Source organism: Erwinia sp. PPS120 (assembly GCF_047918655.1).
Lineage (GTDB): Bacteria > Pseudomonadota > Gammaproteobacteria > Enterobacterales > Enterobacteriaceae > Erwinia > Erwinia tasmaniensis_A.
This window is the reverse complement of the sequence record NZ_JBLREF010000023.1, coordinates 17,570-36,162: the sequence shown is the minus strand read 5'-3', so window position 1 is coordinate 36,162 and position 18,593 is coordinate 17,570. Positions and strand designations below refer to the sequence as shown.

At 52.7% G+C, this 18,593-nt stretch carries 15 protein-coding genes; 10 read left to right on the top strand and 5 right to left on the bottom strand.

The features are described from left to right. Window positions 1–47: 47 nt before the first annotated feature. On the bottom strand, window positions 48–2,999 hold the full coding sequence (locus ACLRGG_RS13665) for an autotransporter outer membrane beta-barrel domain-containing protein (RefSeq protein WP_416250290.1): 2,952 nt from the start codon (window positions 2,997–2,999) through the stop codon (window positions 48–50). Between the two features lie 896 nt (window positions 3,000–3,895). Here ACLRGG_RS13665 and ACLRGG_RS13660 point away from each other — a divergent pair. Beyond that, window positions 3,896–4,981 (top strand): DUF1176 domain-containing protein, encoded by a 1,086-nt coding sequence (locus tag ACLRGG_RS13660; RefSeq protein ID WP_416250289.1) that lies wholly within the window; start codon window positions 3,896–3,898, stop codon window positions 4,979–4,981. Window positions 4,982–5,048: 67 nt separating this feature from the next. Here the strand turns inward: ACLRGG_RS13660 and tkt are convergent, their stop codons facing one another. From tkt to amiA, 4 genes are all read right to left on the bottom strand, one after another. Then, the gene (gene tkt / locus ACLRGG_RS13655; RefSeq protein WP_416250288.1) at window positions 5,049–7,049 is read right to left on the bottom strand and encodes a transketolase; all 2,001 of its coding nucleotides are present in this window, start codon (window positions 7,047–7,049) and stop codon (window positions 5,049–5,051) included. A gap of 125 nt (window positions 7,050–7,174) precedes the next feature. Further along, window positions 7,175–8,125: a transaldolase gene (gene tal / locus ACLRGG_RS13650; protein WP_416250287.1), complete on the bottom strand. Its 951-nt coding sequence runs from the start codon at window positions 8,123–8,125 to the stop codon at window positions 7,175–7,177. 419 nt (window positions 8,126–8,544) lie between these two features. Next, entirely contained in the window at window positions 8,545–9,453 is a 909-nt protein-coding gene (gene hemF / locus ACLRGG_RS13645) for an oxygen-dependent coproporphyrinogen oxidase (protein ID WP_416250286.1), read from the bottom strand. A gap of 51 nt (window positions 9,454–9,504) precedes the next feature. Continuing rightward, the gene (gene amiA, locus ACLRGG_RS13640; RefSeq protein ID WP_416250285.1) at window positions 9,505–10,377 is read right to left on the bottom strand and encodes an N-acetylmuramoyl-L-alanine amidase AmiA; all 873 of its coding nucleotides are present in this window, start codon (window positions 10,375–10,377) and stop codon (window positions 9,505–9,507) included. Window positions 10,378–10,585: 208 nt separating this feature from the next. Between amiA and ACLRGG_RS13635 the strand changes: the two genes are divergently transcribed. The 9 genes from ACLRGG_RS13635 to cysM all read left to right on the top strand — a co-directional run bounded on the left by ACLRGG_RS13635 (window position 10,586) and on the right by cysM (window position 18,363). Then, entirely contained in the window at window positions 10,586–11,011 is a 426-nt protein-coding gene (locus tag ACLRGG_RS13635) for a GNAT family acetyltransferase (protein WP_067708187.1), read from the top strand. Window positions 11,012–11,062: 51 nt separating this feature from the next. Beyond that, a complete protein-coding gene (locus tag ACLRGG_RS13630; protein WP_416250284.1) occupies window positions 11,063–11,518 on the top strand; it encodes a DUF2919 family protein in 456 nt (151 codons plus the stop codon). Window positions 11,519–11,646: 128 nt separating this feature from the next. After that, window positions 11,647–12,264 carry an RpoE-regulated lipoprotein gene (locus ACLRGG_RS13625; protein ID WP_416250283.1) on the top strand — a complete coding sequence of 206 codons (618 nt, stop codon included), beginning with the start codon at window positions 11,647–11,649 and terminating at the stop codon, window positions 12,262–12,264. A 128-nt stretch (window positions 12,265–12,392) separates the two neighbouring features. Further along, complete coding sequence (locus ACLRGG_RS13620; protein WP_416250282.1) at window positions 12,393–13,289, top strand: Dyp-type peroxidase; 897 nt, start codon at window positions 12,393–12,395, stop codon at window positions 13,287–13,289. Window positions 13,290–13,596: 307 nt separating this feature from the next. After that, a complete protein-coding gene (gene cysP / locus ACLRGG_RS13615; RefSeq protein ID WP_416250280.1) occupies window positions 13,597–14,613 on the top strand; it encodes a thiosulfate ABC transporter substrate-binding protein CysP in 1,017 nt (338 codons plus the stop codon). Next, window positions 14,613–15,446, top strand: coding sequence for a sulfate/thiosulfate ABC transporter permease CysT (gene cysT, locus ACLRGG_RS13610; protein WP_416250279.1), 834 nt, complete (start codon window positions 14,613–14,615; stop codon window positions 15,444–15,446). The genes cysP and cysT overlap by 1 nt, the downstream gene beginning before the upstream one ends. Next, window positions 15,446–16,321: a sulfate/thiosulfate ABC transporter permease CysW gene (gene cysW / locus ACLRGG_RS13605; protein ID WP_416250278.1), complete on the top strand. Its 876-nt coding sequence runs from the start codon at window positions 15,446–15,448 to the stop codon at window positions 16,319–16,321. Before cysT ends, cysW begins: the two co-directional genes overlap by 1 nt. Further along, complete coding sequence (gene cysA / locus ACLRGG_RS13600; protein WP_416250277.1) at window positions 16,311–17,399, top strand: sulfate/thiosulfate ABC transporter ATP-binding protein CysA; 1,089 nt, start codon at window positions 16,311–16,313, stop codon at window positions 17,397–17,399. Before cysW ends, cysA begins: the two co-directional genes overlap by 11 nt. A 76-nt stretch (window positions 17,400–17,475) precedes the next feature. Further along, complete coding sequence (gene cysM, locus ACLRGG_RS13595) at window positions 17,476–18,363, top strand: cysteine synthase CysM (RefSeq protein WP_416250276.1); 888 nt, start codon at window positions 17,476–17,478, stop codon at window positions 18,361–18,363. Window positions 18,364–18,593 lie beyond the last annotated feature (230 nt).

Below are 18,593 nucleotides of genomic sequence, written 5' to 3'. Positions count from 1 at the left end.
TTGACCCATTAAGCGGTGTTATCTCTGCGTGCCCGGGCAGATGCATTTTACCAGTTTATACGAACGCCAATATGTGTCGCCCACGGTGATTCGACTTTGTTACCTTTGCTGTAACTGGCATCGGTGTAAATATAAGCCTTTTCTGATACCTGTGCATTCAGGCCAACTTCATACATTCCATTGCCGCCGGACATATCGTTGCTAAAAGCGATATCATTGACGGAAACATCATTATCTTTCGCAAATTCATGCTGATAAGAGACGCGCACATAGGGTGATAATGACATTCCGTTATTCAATGTAAGATTTTTACCAAGGGCCATATTCAGAGCGGCCTGTTTGGATCTGGCGCTGTCATTACGGACATTCAGGCCATTATCAAGCCTGAACTCTTTGCCAGACATCCACAATGATGAAAGTTGTAAGGAAGGTTCAATAAACCAGCCCTGAGACAGAAGAATGTTTTTCCCAAACTCACCTGAAAACCCTATACCGTAATTATTATAATTACCCTTTGATACAACGCCATTGCTCATCGTGGCTTCGACATTATTATGAAATTTATTGCCTTTCAGCATCAAATCCACAAACCAACCTGAGTCTGCCATCCATGTGGTGTATCCACCGATAAAGTAGCTGTCAATATTGCTGTTGCCATAATGAGCAGTAATGTCATTATCGCTGTAACCGGTAAACAGACCTGTCAGGAGTTTGCCTTCTCTCACATCGAAAGCTTTATCTCCCCCTATTGCCAGGCCAGACTGTTTTTGTTGGTAGCTGATTCCGCCACCGGGACTCACGTGGGTCTCCTGTCCCATGTATTGAGCCCACAGGCCTCCATCATGTTTTGCTGTCGTCCGCAGGTCGCCCAGTCGTCCCCGGACGGTATTAAGTTCCCCTGTCCATACGGCAGGCGATGCGTTAACCACACTCAGCACTGTTTCAGTTGAGGGCGTCAATTCCTCTGTTTTTAACAGATCCCAGTCGTTACCCTGATGCTGAAGTCTGTATTGATAGACACCGGCATCAACCCGGCCATTTTGCAGACTGAAATCTCCTCCTCCATCTGCTGTTCTCACCACCGTCAGCGGCAGCGAATGGTCTGGCTCGTCTCCCGTATTCGTTATCGACAGAAGATGAGATCCCCGCGTCTGACCATTGATAATCAGCTGATCCCCCTTGCTGGCAGCAATATCTGTGCGAAGTAAGAAAAGCCCCTCTCCGTCGAGGTTATTTACCGTCAGAGTGCGGTAATTGTTACCCTGACTATTCAGGTTAACGCTACCCGAATTTAGCGCTAAGCTACGAATGTTTGCTGACTGAATCAGCGACCACCTGGCATTATCCCTGACCGAGATACTGTCATAGTTTTCCAGATTCCCCAGCAGCGATGTTTTGCCACTCAGGCTGACTGAAGACCCGGTTGTACCATCTGCAGTCACGTTACCCGTAAGCTGGCTGTCCTGTAACGCCAGGGTATGGATAGCATTGAGGTTACCGTCAATGAGGGATCCGTTTGTCAGAGATACCGTTGTGGGGTGGGTTTCGCTGCCAGTGATATCGCCTGTTACTCGGCTGTTATCAAGCGTGACGGAGGCTGGCAGAATGAGGTTACCTTCAATAGCAGATTTATTGGCTAATGACACCGCTGTGGCGTTGTCCTCGCTGCCAATAATATCGCCTGTTATACGGCTGGCGTTAAGGCTCAGAGATGAAATCTGGCTCAGGTTACCTTCAATCAGGGAGTCGTCAGAAAGTTCAGCCGCAGTAAAACCAGGTGAATCTGCCCATACCCGTCCGATGACAGTACTGTGAGCCAGTGTCAGTTTGTTAATATTTTTTAAGTCGCCGTTAATCGTGCTGTTATCTTGCAGGGTGACTTCGGCAGCCTGGGCGTCTTCTGGATTGATGTTCCCCGTTATGCGGCTGTTACGGGCTTCAAGTATCTTTACGCCGGTGATATCCCCCTGAATAGTGGTATTGTTATTTAACTGAACCCGTCCCTCCGAACCCATTTTGAAACCGATATTACCCTCGATTTCGCTTTTATCGGCGGCCAGCGTATTAAGGTTTTCGATATTTCCATGTAAAGCAGCATTATTATTCAGTACGGCATTGAGAACCGATGTCTGGTCGGCGATGAGATTACCGCGAAGGTCACTGTTATCAATGGAAAGATTAAGCGTATTTCCATTAATCACTTCTACAAGTGTGCCATTGCCTGCCGTTAAAACGCTGCCAGCATTGATTTGTAAGCCTATCACTCCTGTACTATAAGCGCTCCTTGCCCCCGCCAGAATAGCGCTGCCGTTACTGCTTGTTATATGTGTATTATTAAGTATCGCGACCGGTTGAGAATCGTCGTCATCGAGCAAAAGCATCAGCCCGAGCTTGTCGCCGGTTATCGCACTGTTTGATGCCTGCAGAGTTCCACCGAAAATCGTGCCGCCAATCCCGCCTCCAAACTGACTGGTTAAACCATCGTCCTTACCATTGACTACAGCGTCATTTAAGATCAGGAGGGAGTTTAATCCACTGGTAGTAAAACCCCGACCATTAGCATTCAGCACAGATGAGGTTACTGTTGCTTTAGAGCCGCCATTGACGCCAATGGCCACACCACGTTCTGGCATTTCGTTTGTAATAGTCGAGTTGTTAATGGTTGCCTGACTGTTATCCTGTAACGATATAGCCTGAGAGATTTGTCTTGCGTCGGGCTCGATATAAGTATCCCCACCCTCCATGTTGAGCACTCCCCCCCGTAAAGTTATACCCTGCGTTTTACCTCCCTGATTGACCTTGAGCGTAGCATCCCGCACATCCCAGAAATTTCGTGTACTGTTTTCAGTAACATATCCTGTTTTACCATCGGTTAATAAAATAGCATGCGCAGGGGATATCAGAAGACTGCTAATAATATTGAACGTTAATATTTTAATTATATCTTTTTGGTGCCTGTTAGTTTTGAGGGGCCGGGTTTTAATTTTTGAAGTTTGCACGGGCATTATCCTTAGCTATCTATTGGTACTGTCAGTGGATAGTATTCAGCCCAGGGATAAGGCGAAAGGCTGACATGCTACATATCTTTTTCATATTCAGTCTGGTGAATAAGGGGTTAATGTTTTTGGATTTTATGGCCAAATAATGGCTAATAATTTTCAAAAGTCATCAGCTGTAGCACAAAGCGCCGGGTGGACTATCTCACTGTGGAATGATTGGCAGTCATTTAGAATCAATTGTGTAGTGTCTTCACTCTGTTTATAAATGGTATTGTGAAAGCGGTAGAAAAGTATTTTCCACGCATTTTTATTTCTTATTCTATTTATTTTATTATTTCGAGTAAAGCCAATTTGGTTTTATTTGTCAAACAGGGGCAGTATCATGATCGTGAGTCTATCTTTAACTTATTGAAAATAGGTTATTTTTATTTTTATTATTGCGTATGCCAGTACGCGTGTATTTTAAGTGGGGGGTGAAAGGTGAGGTGGTCATTAGTTGGCAGATCTGAAAGAACTCATTCATTATATTTAATAAGTTCGTAAAGCGTAATTTATTAATGGTAGTGCCATGGTTTTTGTTGAAAAATAAACCTTACAGGCATGGTTAACCCGTTAACAGCGTGGGTGGATTTTAAACTGAACCAGTGTGACATCCCGCCCTTATTGACTGTGAGTATAGCGTAGAGCGTGATGTCTCATTTTCTACCATGTCCGATTAATCTGATTGAGGTCTTTTCAGTCAGCGGCGAAGATGACTCCAGTAATGACTGGTTCTTTTTTTACCGGTAATTCTAACTTTGCGTCATGATATGGGCGCTCAATTGATAAACTTCACCTAAAGGTGAACCATTAGGCTACGCTTATTGCTTCACGTAACTCTGGGATACCCGTGATCAATGCCTTACTGGATGATATTGCCTTTTGTTTCATTATTTCTGACGGCTTTGTCGCTGCACGCCGAGCCGCTGCATAAAATATTTTCTAACTGGCAGATTACCTGTAATAACCTTAATAGCTGTGTGGCCAGAAGTTTCCCTGGCGATAAAGGTCTGGTTATGACCGTCAGTCGTCACGCTGGCATCAACGACCGCCCCCTTATTTCAATAGATTATGGTAACCCCTACAGCGGTGAGCTTAATGGCGCGCCGCTGAAAGATAATCTGCTGCTTGACGGGCAGCGGCTCCGGCTCGATCTGAAACACTGGGAAGTCGAACCTCATCATCTGACGACGTCACACGCCATCTCAATTGACGAATTTTTACAGCAGGTGATGGATGCGGGCGCTATTCAGCTACTGTACCGGCCCGATGCGGGCATTTCCTTACATGGCCTTAAGGCTGCGCTACTACTGATGGATGATATCCAGGGAAGAGTTAATGGAATGAGCGCCTGGGTAAAACGGGGCAGCCGCGCCGCCGAGGATGTCACCCCCGTACCTGACGTGCCCGTCATTATGCCTCTCAGCCATCCGCCGCTGGCCCTGACGCGCGATGAGACAACGGGGCTGATTGATTTTGGTACCTGGCGTATCAACACGGACGAATGCTCGCTTGATCCGCAGCGGCGCGAGGTGAGTGTGGCACCGCTAAGCGACCAGAAAGCGCTCCTGCTTATCAGCTGCGAAATGGGCGCTTACAACGTCATTGATTTAGCATTTGAGGTGACGCGTTCGCTGCCCTATGTGGCGAAAGGGGTGACGCTGACGCTACCCTTTATTCCCCCGTCGCATACCGAAAAGCAGTTAGAGCTGGTCAACGCCGAATATGATGCCAGCAGTGGCGCGCTGTTAACCTATAACAAGGGCAGGGGACTGGGAGACTGCGGTTTGGCGACGCGCTGGCAGTATGATGGCAGGGAGTTTGAGCTGGCTGACTATGCAGAAGAGAGTACCTGCGATGCCTGGCACGGTAGTGATGACTGGCCATCGCTATGGACTACGCAACAGCCACCCATCGCCAGCGTCGAGATGACACCACAGTAAGGGGCAGGCGGGTGGAGGGCAAAAAAAGCCCGGCTAAGAAGCCGGGCTTTTATCATACAGAAAACAATCAGTGGGGCTTCAGCAGCGCCTCAGCATGACTGACAATGTTTTCAACGGTAAAGCCAAATTCATTAAACAGCTGCGGCGCAGGGGCAGACTCACCGAAGGTGGTCATACCGACGATAGCGCCATTCAGACCGACATATTTATACCAGTAGTCGGCAATTCCGGCCTCTACGGCCACGCGAGCGCTTACCGTGGAAGGTAATACGGATTCGCGGTAGCCCACATCCTGCTTATCGAACAGGTCGGTTGAAGGCATAGAGACGACGCGGACCTTGTGGCCTTCCGCCGTCAGTTTTTCAGCTGCGCCCAGCGTAATTTCAACTTCCGAGCCGGTCGCTATCAGAATCACATCTGGCGTACCCTCGCTATCTTTCAGCACGTACGCGCCGCGGGAGATATTCTCCAGCTGCTCTTTGGTACGTTCTGGCTGTGCCAGATTCTGACGTGACAGGATCAGCGCCGTGGGGCCATGATGACGCTCAACCGCATGTTTCCACGCGACCGCCGTCTCAACCTGGTCACAGGGGCGCCAGACGCTCATATTTGGCGTCACGCGCAGGCTGGCGATCTGCTCAACCGGCTGGTGGGTCGGACCATCTTCGCCCAGGCCAATAGAGTCATGGGTGTAGACCATAATCTGTCGGGCTTTCATCAGTGCGGCCATACGCACAGCGTTACGGGCATATTCTACAAACATCAGGAAGGTAGCGGTATAAGGAACAAACCCGCCGTGATGCGCAATGCCGTTGCCGATGGCGGTCATACCAAATTCACGCACGCCATAGTGAATATAGTTACCGGCATGATCTTCTTTGATGGACTTAGAGCCAGACCACATCGTCAGGTTGCTCGGTGCCAGGTCAGCGGAGCCGCCAAGGAATTCAGGCAGAATTTTACCCCAGGCTTCCAGCGTATTCTGAGACGCTTTACGGCTGGCGATTTTCTGCGGGTTAGCCTGCAATTCTTCGATGAACTTCTGCGTTTCCTGCTGCCAGTTTTCCGGCATTCCCCCGTCCATACGGCGGGCGTACTCTTTTGCCAGTTCAGGATGCGCGGCTTTATAAGCGGCGAACTTCTCATTCCAGGCTTTCTCAGCCTTAGCGCCGGCCTCTTTGGCATCCCACTGAGCGTAAATCTCCTGTGGGATTTCAAACGGTGGATAGTTCCAGCCCAGCTGCTTACGGGTCAGCGCAATCTCTTCATCGCCCAGCGCGGCACCGTGGGCCTCTTCTTTGCCTGCTTTATTCGGCGAGCCGAAGCCGATAATCGTTTTACAGATAATCAGGGATGGCTTGTCAGTAACGCTTTGCGCCTCTTTAATAGCATTGGCGACGGCGTCAGCATCATGACCGTCAATTTCATGCACGACGTGCCAGTTATAGGCTTCAAAACGCTTAGCGGTATCGTCGGTGAACCAGCCTTCAGTTTCACCATCAATTGAGATGCCGTTGTGATCGTAGAAGCCAATCAGCTTGCCCAGGCCCAGGGTACCAGCCAGCGAGCACACTTCATGAGAAATGCCTTCCATCAGACAGCCGTCGCCCATAAAGACATAGGTGTGATGGTCAACGACGTCATGGCCCGGACGGTTAAACTGCGCGCCCAGGGTGCGCTCGGCAATCGCCAGTCCAACGGCATTAGCCAGACCCTGACCCAGCGGGCCAGTGGTGGTTTCAACGCCTGGGGTGTACCCAAGTTCCGGGTGGCCCGGCGTTTTTGAGTGCAGCTGACGGAAGTTTTTCAGTTCTTCCATCGGCAGGTCATAGCCGGTCAGGTGCAGCAGGCTGTACAGCAGCATGGAGCCATGGCCATTGGACAGGATAAAGCGGTCACGATCGGCCCAGGCCGGATTGGTCGGGTTGTGATGCATAAAATCGCGCCACAGCACTTCGGCGATATCGGCCATGCCCATTGGGGCGCCCGGATGACCACTTTTGGCTTTCTGCACGGCATCCATGCTCAGCGCACGAATAGCATTAGCCAGCTCTCTACGTGAAGACATATTGTTCTCCCTGGTTTTTTTGTGGGATAAAATGGGCGGTATAACGCATTAAGGGCGAATATCATCGCCCGGTTTACCTACGGCCTGATTGGCTACAAGGCTAATGCCGCCCATTCTGGAATGATTTACAGTCTGGCGGACAGCACGTTTTCCAGGTTCTGCTGGTCAACGGCAAACTGACGGATACCGTCAGCCAGCTTATCCACTGCCATCGGATCCTGATTATGTTCCCAACGGAACTCGGCTTCGGAAAGCTGTGCGGGCTGGTGGAAACACTCGGTTGATGGCGTCAGTTTGCGTTCAACCGGGGCATCGCTGGCCTGCAGTTCTTTAAGCAGGTTAGGTGAAATGGTCAGACGGTCGCAGCCAGCCAGCGCCAGGATCTGCTCCACGTTACGGAAGCTGGCACCCATAATGACCGTGTTATAACGATGCTGCTTGTAGTATTCGTAAATTTTACGTACGGAAACCACGCCCGGATCTTCGTCCACCACGTAGGGGTCCAGTGGTTTACGGCTGTTGTACCAGTCATAAATACGGCCAACGAAGGGAGAAATCAGGAATACGCCGGCTTCAGCGCAGGCGCGCGCCTGAGCGAAGGAAAACAGCAGCGTCAGGTTACAGTTGATACCGTTTTTTTCCAGCTCTTCAGCCGCACGGATGCCTTCCCAGGTGGAGGCCAGCTTAATCAGAATGCGTGAACGGTCAATACCGTTGTCTTCATACATTCTCACCAGCTTCTCTGCTTTCGTGACACACATACCGCGGTCAAATGAGAGGCGTGCATCCACTTCGGTAGAGACGCGTCCTGGGACGCTCTTAAGTATTTCCATACCGAGGTTGATGGCGACTTTATCGCTGGCGTTGATTATCTGCGTTTCTTTGCTGCCGCCCTGCTTTTTAGCGTAGTCAATGGCGTCAGTCATCAGATGCTTGTAGGAATCGAGGCCGGAGGCTTTCAGGATCAGAGACGGGTTGGTGGTGGCATCTTCCGGATGGTAGTTACGAATCGATTCGATATCGCCACTGTCAGCCACTACGGTGGTGTATTGTTTCAGTGCGTCTAGCTGGTTCATCTCTTGGCTCCTTGATGGGCAATCTGCAAAGCAAATCACCGCGACGGTACGCCTGATAACAGCGCGTCTCACCACCACGGTATTATATTCTTGGGCCAAACATTGCATCAGACGTGCGGTAATGGAAATGCGTTTTCTCTGATTGTTGCAATGGGTTGACCCAATGACTGGAAATCTGACGGGTAAAAATCGTCGCATCCATAAGTGTAGCACTCGCAGAGATTTTCGCCGGGGCGTCCCTTCCTGCGCAGGGGGAACAGACGGGGCATTCGGGGATGACGGGGGGCAAATCTGGCGTGGCGCGTTTGAATGCGCTTAAGCCCGAAGCCGCGCAGGACGTGTGCCAGGATATTTTGCCTGGAGCAGCAGGGGGGACTGTCTCAGCGGCCGACGCATAAGCGGGCCGCTGCGGATAACGTTTAAACCCACGCTTTCACGGGCAGGAAGTCAGTATAGAGCGCAGCCTCTGGCGACCCAGACTGCGGCTGAAAGTCATATTCCCAGCGTACCAGCGGTGGCATGGACATCAGAATGGATTCGGTACGGCCACCTGTTTGCAGGCCAAAGAGCGTACCCCGGTCCCAGACCAGATTAAACTCTACGTAGCGTCCGCGACGGTAAAGCTGGAAGTCGCGCTCACGCTCTCCCCAGGTTAGCGCTTTACGCCGCTCAACCACCGGCAGATAGGCCTGTAAAAAGCCCTGGCCTACGGCCTGGATAAAACGGAAGCAGTATTCAAAATCCGGCGTATTCAGGTCGTCAAAGAACAGCCCGCCGATACCGCGCTGTTCGTTGCGGTGTTTGATAAAAAAGTAGTCGTCGCACCACTTTTTATAGCGCGGATAAACATCTTCCCCAAACGGCTGACAGAGGTCGAAGGCGGTCTGATGCCAGTGCACCGCATCTTCTACAAAACCATAGTAGGGCGTCATATCAAAGCCGCCGCCAAACCACCAAACCGGCTCGGTACCCGGCTTCTCGGCGATAAAAAAGCGCACGTTAGCATGACTGGTAGGCACGTAAGGGTTTTCCGGGTGGATAACCAGCGACACGCCCATCGCTTCAAAACTTCGGCCCGCCAGCTCGGGGCGGTGCGCCGTGGCAGAGGCCGGCATCATATCGCCATGAACGTGGGAGAAATTCACCCCGGCCTGCTCAAAAATAGCGCCTTTGCGCAAAACCCGACTGCGTCCGCCGCCGCCGCCTTCGCGCGTCCAGCTGTCTTCTTCAAACCGGGCGCCACCGTCAGCCTGTGCCAGCTGATGACAAATACGATCCTGTAAACTCAGTAAAAACTGTTTAACCTGGGCAATATCGGGTGCGTTCATGGCTTAGCCTGCATTAAAAAACAACGTGCGCAGTATACGTCAAATTTGTTTTTATGGGCGGCGGTTATTGGCATCGAACTCATTAAAGTAGCTGATAATGCCGCCAACAATGGCACTGGCAATTTTCTGGCGAAACGCCGTGCTGCCCAGCAGCCGTTCTTCCGAAGGGTTGGTGATAAAGGACGTTTCCACCAGTACCGACGGGATAGAGGGCGACTTCAACACGGCGAAGGCCGCCTGCTCGGTATGCTGGCTGTGCAGATGGTGAACCGGGCGGATTTGGTTCAGTACGTGCTTGCCCAGCGTCAGGCTGTTTTTGATGGTATCCGTTTGTACCAGGTCGAACAGCACCTGCTGCAGATAATGATCTTTTTGCGACGACTTAACGCCGCCCACCTCATCTGCGGCGTTTTCTCTTTTGGAGAGGTAGCGTGCCATGCTGCTGCTGGCACCGCGATTCGACAGCGCAAATACCGATGCACCGTTGGCATCCGGGCTGGTGAAACCATCCGCGTGGATGGACATAAACAGGTTCGCGCCGTGCTGATGGGCAATCTCTACCCGCTCGCCTAGCGGGATGAAATGGTCGCTTTCCCGGGTCAGTCGGGCTTCGATATGGGGATGGCTGCTCAGCATCTGACGGATATGATTAGCGATCTCCAGCACCACGTGCTTCTCTTCTGACCCCTCTTCACCGACGGCGCCTGAATCAATACCGCCGTGACCCGGATCAATCATGACAATTTTCTTACCCGCTGCCGCAGGCGGGGGCGAAGTATGCGCGCGGGGATTGCGCAAGGCTGCTTTGGGCAGCGGCTCTTCTTTTGCACTGGCCGGGTTCCGGGCCAGAAGGGCCAGCGCCAGGCCGGAAAGCAGCAGCTGGCGGCGGGTCGTTAAGGGGGTCATCAGGCCGAATTTAGTCATTACTGCGTCCTCGGGGCACAATTTGCCTGTTGTTATATCGTAACAATTGGGCCAGCGCGAGAAGGGAACTATTGCAACCTTTTACTTTTTATTTCAGCCAGCTACTTATGCAGCGGCGCTTTTTTGCCGTTTCCGGGGATTGCAGACTTGCGCCCGCAGAAGAAAGCGTGATAATCAGCAAATTATTATTAACATCAGGGGCAACGCCATGGAAATCCGCGTTTTCAGCCAGGACGATTTTGAAGAAGTTATTACGCTCTGGGAGCGGTGTGATTTGTTACGACCATGGAACGATCCTGAAATGGATATCGAAAGAAAGCTTAATCACGATCCCGACCTTTTTCTGGTGGCCGTCGTTGGCGGTGAAATTGTCGGTACGCTGATGGGAGGCTACGATGGTCATCGGGGATCGGCGTATTATTTGGGGGTTCACCCTGACTATCAGGGGCGTGGCTTTGCCAATGCGCTGATTAACCGACTGGAGAAGAAACTGATTGCGCGCGGCTGCCCGAAAATCAACGTGATGGTGCGCGAGGAGAATGATGCGGTGCTGGGCTTTTATGAAAAGCTCGATTACGAAATGCAGGACAGCGTTTTGCTCGGCAAACGTCTGATTGAAGATCGTGAGTACTAATATTTTGTTAAGCAAGAAGCTTACCCACGATCTGCCGGAGGGGTTGTTGAGGTGATCCACACGTACACTCCCGATGATTACGATGCTAAAGGTCAGCTGACGCTACCGCTGGGTTTCTGGGCCGTTTTGCTGTTGCAGGCGCGAACATGGGTTTTGTTTGCCGCGGCGGCGGCCTCGAAGCAGCAGAGCGCTTCTCTTCTTGAGCTGTTTTATCCTGACTCCCGGGTATTCTGGACCGGACTGGGACTGGGCGTTCCGGCCGCACTGGGACTGCTGCTGACCGGGTATCGCCAACGGTTTCCCCGCCTGTGGTGCGCCTGGCGCGGCGTGCTGTGCCTGACGCTGTTAACCACATTGCTGGTGCAGGGCATAGCCCTCTGGCTGGGCGAAGAAGATCTCTCCCCGCTGGCAATCCTTTTTAGCGGCTTCGATCTGCTCGCGCTGGGCTATCTGTGGCTGAATCAGCGTCTGCATGACTGTTTTGACCCGGCCCGGAACGCAGGTTAAAACCGCTTCATTCTGGACAATAAACCCGCCTGTCCGGCTTTATTGGTCATGCCGGATACGCGGTATAAAACTTTTTCGTCGATCGGCACTCATAGCACTAGTCGTTTTTGATTATCTCAGGAGTTGTAATGAAAACTGTTCGCCCGGCGCTTCTTGCCATTGCTCTGGTTCTGACGGGCTGCGCCAGCAGCGGCTCCTCTTCTGAGGCCAGCAGCGGAGCCACCTGGTGGAATCCGCTGACCTACTCCTGGTCGAGTCTGGCTCCATGGCACTGGTTCGGTTCTTCACCGGAAGTAACGGAGCAGGGAGTAGGCGGCCTGAATGGCGCTACCGCAATGAATGAAGCGGCTGTTAGCGATGGCCTGAGCGGAAACTATGAGGTGCGTAAAGGCATGCGCGGCGAAAATGGCGGCGTGGTCACCTTTTTCCAGGCGGTTAAAGAGAAGCAGGTCAAAGTTGAAGTGACCGGGAATACCACGGTTTCCCGTATTGACGTCATGGATAGTGATATTGCTACCACAGACGGCAAAAAAATCGGCACGCCGTTTAGTGACCTTTATAGCAAAGCCTTTAACGTCTGTCAGAAGGGCACCGGCAGTGACGCGGACGGCGTGGAGTGTAAGGCTCCCGGCAGTCAGCATATCAGCTATCTGTTTCGCGGAGAGTGGCACGGTCCTGAAGGCCTGATGCCAGCGGATGATACATTAAAAAAATGGACCATCAGCAAAATAATCTGGCGCAGCTAATCTTCCCCTTTTTTGAGTAGTATCAAAGGTAAGTACAATTTTTACCGTCAAAAAACGTACCGCCTTAAAATCCGGGTAAACTGTCTGCCACCACCTGTTGCAGACAATTTACCAGGGAGAATTACCGGATGTTCCAGTTTCAGAGCGGCATTTTGCCCGAACACTGCCGTTTTGCCATTTATCTTGAAGCGACCGTGCGGGGGGATCTGGCGCATATCCGCCATGCCTGCGGGGCGTTTTTGCGCCAGCTGGCGCAGCTTCAACAGCGGTTCCCCGATGCCGCACTCGGTGCGGTTATTGCTTTTGGCAGCGCACTGTGGCGCGATTTGAACCCCTCTCACTCCGTGGATGAACTTAAGGATTTCCTGCCGCTGGGCAAGGGTATCGCGCCAGCTACCCAGCGCGATATTCTGATCCACATCCAGTCCGCTCGTCACGATGTGAATTTCAATCTCGCCCAGGCGGCGATGGGCGCTTTTGGTGAAGCATGGCATGTAGAGGAAGAGACGCACGGCTTCCGCTGTCTCGAAGATCGCGATTTAAGCGGCTTTGTTGACGGAACGGAGAATCCAAAAGGGGAGCAGCGCCAGCGCGTAGCGATTATTGATGCAGGTGAGAATGCGGGGGGAAGTTATGTCTTCAGTCAGCGCTGGGCGCATAATCTGAACATGTTTAATCGCCTGCCGGTGAGTAAGCAGGAGCAGATTATTGGCCGCAGCAAGGTGACTGACGAGGAGCTGGACGGAGATGCCCGCCCCGCGACCTCCCACGTCTCCCGGGTGGATCTGAAGGAAGAGGGGAGAGGGTTGAAGATTTTACGTCAGAGTTTGCCCTGGGGCACAGCCAGCGGTGCCAGCGGGCTGTTCTTTCTGGCCTACTGCGCCACGCTTTATAATATCGAGCGTCAGTTGATGAGTATGTTTGGTGAGGCGGACGGCAAGTTCGATGCGCTGTTACGTTTCACTAAGCCGGTCAGCGGCAGCTATTTCTACGCACCATCGCTGGCACAGCTGGCTGCGCTGTAGTTCGAGGGGGCTCTGCCGCAGGGAGGCGGCGGTGAAGCCCCCAGGGAGGGGGTTACGGCGTACCGGCGTCTGGCCCGCATCAGCCATAACTCCGGAGCGGGTTTTGGCCTTCTGGCAAACGACATAGCACTGTCACCTGAGCGAACGCCTTTTCTGCCGCCTGCATAAATAATTCCATACCCTTATAGCGTTTTAAACTTGTAAATCACCAAACGGTATATAAAACCGTTACTGCTTTTCGTCTGGTTATAAATACACTGATCGCTCTGCAAAGGCGTACGGCCAGTTGGAATGACCAGGGTGGATAATGACGTTAGCGAACCAGAAAAAAAGCACAGGCGGTTTCGCTCTCTTGCTGCTGCTGGCCAGTTCAGCCCAGGCTACCGAACTGCTTAACAGCTCATATGACGTTTCACGTGAGCTGTTTGTCACCCTGAATGCGCCTTTTGAACAGCAGTGGAACGCGCAGCACAGCAACGACGAACTGACTATCAGACAGTCTCATGCAGGTTCCTCCAAACAGGCGCTCGCCATTCTGCAGGGCCTTAAGGCGGATGTGGTCACCTACAACCAGATAACCGACGTCCAGATCCTGCACGATCGCGGTAACCTTATTCCGGCAAACTGGCAGCAGCGTCTGCCCAATAACAGCTCACCCTTTTATTCGACGATGGCCTTCCTGGTTCGCAAGGGTAATCCAAAAAATATTCATGACTGGCGCGATTTAGTCAGAAACGACGTGAAATTGATTTTTCCTAACCCCAAAACCTCAGGTAATGGGCGCTACACCTGGCTTGCCGCCTGGGGGGCTGCCGACAGGGCTGATGGCAGGGATCGGGTAAAAACGGCAGCATTTATGACGCAGTTTGTTAAAAATGTTCAGGTTCTTGACACCGGCGGGCGCGGGGCGACCACCACCTTCGTTGAGCGCGGGCTGGGAGACGTGCTGATAAGCTTCGAATCTGAGGTCAACAATATTCGTAATCAGTACCCGAAAGGGGATTACGAAGTCATCGTACCGAAAAGCAACATCCTTGCTGAATTCCCGGTAACCTGGGTTGACGCGAATGTCGCGGCTAACCACACCGAAACGGCGGCGAAAGCCTACCTGAATTATCTCTATAGCCCACCTGCGCAAAAGATCATGACGCAATATTACTACCGTGTGAACAATCCAAAACTGATGGCGCAGCAGAAGGAGCGCTTTCCTCAGGTTGACCTGTTTCGGGTAGAAGAGGCCTTCGGCGGCTGGCAGCAGGTGATGAAAACCCAGTTTGCTAACGGTGGTGAGCTGGATAAATTATTAGCAGCAGGACATCAGTAATGTTTGCCTCCAAAAGTAAGCGCGTGCTGCCTGGCTTCGGACTCAGCCTCGGCAGCAGCCTGTTTTTTACCTGCCTGATTCTTTTGTTACCGATCAGCGCATTATTAATGCAGCTCTCGAAAATGACGCTGAATGAGTACTGGCAGGTGGTGACCAACCCACAAATGATCGCCGCCTATAAAGTCACGCTGCTTTCAGCAGGCGCTGCCTCTGTTTTTAATGCCTTTTTCGGCATGCTGATGGCCTGGATCCTGACGCGGTATCGTTTTCCGGGCCGCGCCCTGCTTGATGGCCTGATGGATCTGCCTTTCGCTTTGCCGACTGCGGTAGCCGGGCTGACCCTGGCGGGTCTGTTCTCGGTCAATGGCTGGTACGGCCAGTGGTTAGCCCAGTTTGATATAAAAGTGTCATACACCTGGCTGGGCATTGCCGTAGCGATGGCCTTCACCAGCATTCCCTTTGTGGTGCGAACCGTACAGCCCGTGCTGGAAGAGCTGGGGCCGGAATACGAAGAGGCCGCGGAAACCTTAGGGGCCACGCCGTGGCAGAGCTTCCGACGCGTGGTGCTGCCGGAAGTGGCTCCGGCGCTGCTGGCAGGTACCGCTCTCTCTTTTACCCGAAGCCTGGGAGAATTTGGCGCAGTCATCTTCATCGCCGGGAACATTGCGTGGAAAACCGAAGTGACCTCGCTAATGATATTCGTCAAGCTCCAGGAATTTGACTATCCCGCAGCCAGCGCAATTGCCTCAGTCATTCTTGCCGCCTCGCTGCTGCTGCTGTTTGCGATTAATACTTTACAGAGCCGATTTGGCCGTCGTATTGGAGGTCACTAATGGCGGATGTCACCGCACTTAACAGTATCCGGCAAAGCCGCGCCAGCTGGGGAAAATGGGTTCTCATTGCACTGGGGATGGTAATCTCACTTGGCCTGCTGGTGGTGCCGCTGATTGCTATTTTTGTCAGTGCGTTCTCCGGCGGCATTGGCGCCATCTTAAGCAATATCAAAGACGGCGATATGCTGCATTCGATTTGGCTAACGATACTGATGGCGCTGATTACTGTGCCGGTGAACCTGGTGTTCGGGACGCTGCTGGCGTGGCTGGTCACCAGATTTGACTTTCCTGGCCGCCAGCTTTTGCTGACGCTTTTTGATATTCCTTTCGCCGTGTCGCCCGTGGTGGCAGGCCTGATGTATTTGCTCTTCTGGGGCGTTAATGGCCCGGCGGGTGGCTGGCTGGATGCGCATAACATTCAGCTGATGTTTTCATGGCCGGGCATGGCGATGGTAACGATTTTCGTCACCTGTCCATTCGTGGTCCGCGAACTGGTGCCGGTCATGCTCAGTCAGGGCAGCAATGAAGATGAAGCGGCAATACTGCTGGGGGCATCCGGCTGGAAAATGTTCTGCCGGGTGACGCTGCCTAATATACGCTGGGCGCTGCTTTACGGGCTGGTGTTAACTAATGCCCGCGCGATTGGCGAATTTGGTGCAGTCTCAGTTGTGTCAGGCTCCATTCGCGGCGAAACCTATACGCTGCCGCTACAGGTGGAATTACTTCATCAGGACTACAACATTGTTGGCGCGTTTACGGCTGCTGGCCTGCTGACCCTGATGGCAATAGCGACGCTGTTTGTCAAAAGTGCTGTGCAGTGGCGGTTAGAGCATCAGCATAAGCGTCTGGAACAGGAGGGGAATCATGAGCATTGAAATCAGTAGCATTAACAAATCATTCGGTCGCACCCGGGTGCTGAACGATATTTCGCTGGATATCCCTTCCGGCCAGATGGTGGCATTACTGGGGCCTTCCGGCTCAGGAAAAACGACGCTGCTCCGCATTATTGCCGGTCTGGAAAATCAGAGCAGTGGGCGCCTCAGCTTTCATGGTAAGGATGTGAGCCATCTGCACGCGCGCGATCGTCAGGTCGGCTTTGTTTTTCAGCACTATGCGTTATTCCGCCATATGACGGTGTTCGATAATATCGCCTTCGGTCTGACGGTACTTCCGCGCCGTGAGCGGCCATCGTCTGCGGTGATTAAAGAGAAGGTTACCCGCCTGTTGGAGATGGTACAGCTGGGACATCTTGCATCCCGCTTTCCTGCGCAGCTTTCGGGCGGCCAAAAGCAACGGGTCGCTCTGGCACGTGCGCTTGCGGTCGAGCCACAGATACTTCTGCTGGACGAACCCTTTGGTGCACTGGATGCGCAGGTGCGCAAAGAGCTGCGTCGCTGGCTTCGGCAGCTGCATGAGGAACTCAAATTTACCAGCGTGTTTGTTACCCATGACCAGGAGGAGGCGATGGAAGTGGCCGACCGGGTGGTGGTGATGAGCCAGGGCAATATTGAGCAGGTTGGCACCCCGGACGATGTCTGGCGCGATCCGGCAACGCGCTTTGTGCTGGAGTTCCTCGGAGAGATAAACCGCTTTGATGGCGAGGTCCATGGCGCCCAATTCCAGGTAGGCGCACATCACTGGCCACTGGGTTATGCATCGGCACATCAGGGAGCCGTGGAGCTGTTTCTGCGTCCCTGGGAGATAGACGTCAGCCCGCAAAGCAGTCTTGAAACGCCACTGCCCGTGCAAATCCTGGAGGTCAGCCCGCGTGGTCATTTCTGGCAGGTAGTGGCACAGCCATCCGGCTGGGGACAGGAGCCTGTAACGCTGGTAGTCGAGGGTTCCCAGGCTGCGCCGGTTCGCGGCGAGCGCCTCTTTGTTGGCCTGCAGCAGGCTCGGTTATATAAAGGCGACACGCCACTGCGACAGGTTGCCTTTGCGCAAAGCGCCTGATATTTTCATCTGGAACCGGGTCAGGCTTGCCTGACTTTTTTTTTGCCGCTTTTCTGCCTGATTCGGGAATAACGTTGTGACCACCCTTGAAAATACCATCGGTAATACGCCGCTGATTAAGCTCCAGCGGCTGATGCCCGACAACGGCAGTGAAATCTGGCTAAAGATGGAGGGGAATAATCCTGCAGGTTCGGTGAAGGATCGCGCCGTACTTTCGATGGTCCAGCAGGCTGAAAGGCGGGGTGAGATTCAGCCGGGCGACAGGCTTATCGAAGCGACCAGCGGTAATACCGGCATTGCACTGGCGATGATTGCCGCCATGAAAGGTTATGGGCTTCGCCTGCTGATGCCGGAAAATATGAGTCTGGAGCGGCAGGCGGCAATGGGGGCTTACGGCGCAGAGCTGATCCTTGTCAGCCGCGAAGTGGGCATGGAGGGCGCTCGCGATTTGGCGGCAGGTATGGCGGCACGAGGCGAGGGTAAGCTTCTCGATCAGTTTAATAATCCGGATAATCCGCTAGGGCATTACACCACTACCGGGCCGGAAATCTGGCGGCAGACGCAGGGGCGACTCACCCATTTTGTCAGCAGTATGGGAACGACAGGCACAATTACCGGCGTGGGGGCTTTTCTCAAAGAGCAGAGTCGCGAAGTGCGGATTATTGGGCTTCAGCCCGCAGAGGGCAGCAGCATTCCGGGTATTCGCCGGTGGTCGAAGGATTATCAGCCGGGTATTTTTCGACCAGAGCTGGTAGACAGCATGATTAGTATGAGCCAGCAGGAGGCAGAAAATATGACGCGCCAGCTGGCCCGATGCGAAGGGATTTTTTGCGGGGTGAGTTCCGGCGGCGCGGTCGCCGGTGCAATACAGGTGGCGAAAAGCACGCCGGATAGTGTGGTTGTGGCAATAGTGTGCGATCGGGGGGACCGTTATTTATCTACGGGAGTCTACGACGCGGTATGAACGTGCTTAAAATAATAAAAATATTTGCCGTCCCACCTGTTATCTCTTTCTGTTCAGCATTATTAAGTGATGCGTCTGAATAACTCTCCCTTCGTTATTATAGTTAATCTCATCTGTTTTACTTAGACCGAGGGTTACCCGGTCGGTTAATCTGTCTGTTAACCTGTAAAGAACATCATCTCTTTCACCCCTTGAGTTAACATGTAAGGATTGGGTAAAACAAGCTGCTA

What these genes read in the sequence shown, in the direction of transcription:
- ACLRGG_RS13660 (WP_416250289.1), top strand. Translation starts at nt 3,896, where the DNA reads ATGCCTTACTGGATGATATTGCCTTTTGTTTCATTATTTCTGACGGCT.
- tkt (WP_416250288.1), bottom strand. Translation starts at nt 7,049, where the DNA reads ATGTCTTCACGTAGAGAGCTGGCTAATGCTATTCGTGCGCTGAGCATG.
- tal (WP_416250287.1), bottom strand. Translation starts at nt 8,125, where the DNA reads ATGAACCAGCTAGACGCACTGAAACAATACACCACCGTAGTGGCTGAC.
- hemF (WP_416250286.1), bottom strand. Translation starts at nt 9,453, where the DNA reads ATGAACGCACCCGATATTGCCCAGGTTAAACAGTTTTTACTGAGTTTA.
- amiA (WP_416250285.1), bottom strand. Translation starts at nt 10,377, where the DNA reads ATGACTAAATTCGGCCTGATGACCCCCTTAACGACCCGCCGCCAGCTG.
- ACLRGG_RS13635 (WP_067708187.1), top strand. Translation starts at nt 10,586, where the DNA reads ATGGAAATCCGCGTTTTCAGCCAGGACGATTTTGAAGAAGTTATTACG.
- ACLRGG_RS13625 (WP_416250283.1), top strand. Translation starts at nt 11,647, where the DNA reads ATGAAAACTGTTCGCCCGGCGCTTCTTGCCATTGCTCTGGTTCTGACG.
- ACLRGG_RS13620 (WP_416250282.1), top strand. Translation starts at nt 12,393, where the DNA reads ATGTTCCAGTTTCAGAGCGGCATTTTGCCCGAACACTGCCGTTTTGCC.
- cysP (WP_416250280.1), top strand. Translation starts at nt 13,597, where the DNA reads ATGACGTTAGCGAACCAGAAAAAAAGCACAGGCGGTTTCGCTCTCTTG.
- cysT (WP_416250279.1), top strand. Translation starts at nt 14,613, where the DNA reads ATGTTTGCCTCCAAAAGTAAGCGCGTGCTGCCTGGCTTCGGACTCAGC.
- cysW (WP_416250278.1), top strand. Translation starts at nt 15,446, where the DNA reads ATGGCGGATGTCACCGCACTTAACAGTATCCGGCAAAGCCGCGCCAGC.
- cysA (WP_416250277.1), top strand. Translation starts at nt 16,311, where the DNA reads ATGAGCATTGAAATCAGTAGCATTAACAAATCATTCGGTCGCACCCGG.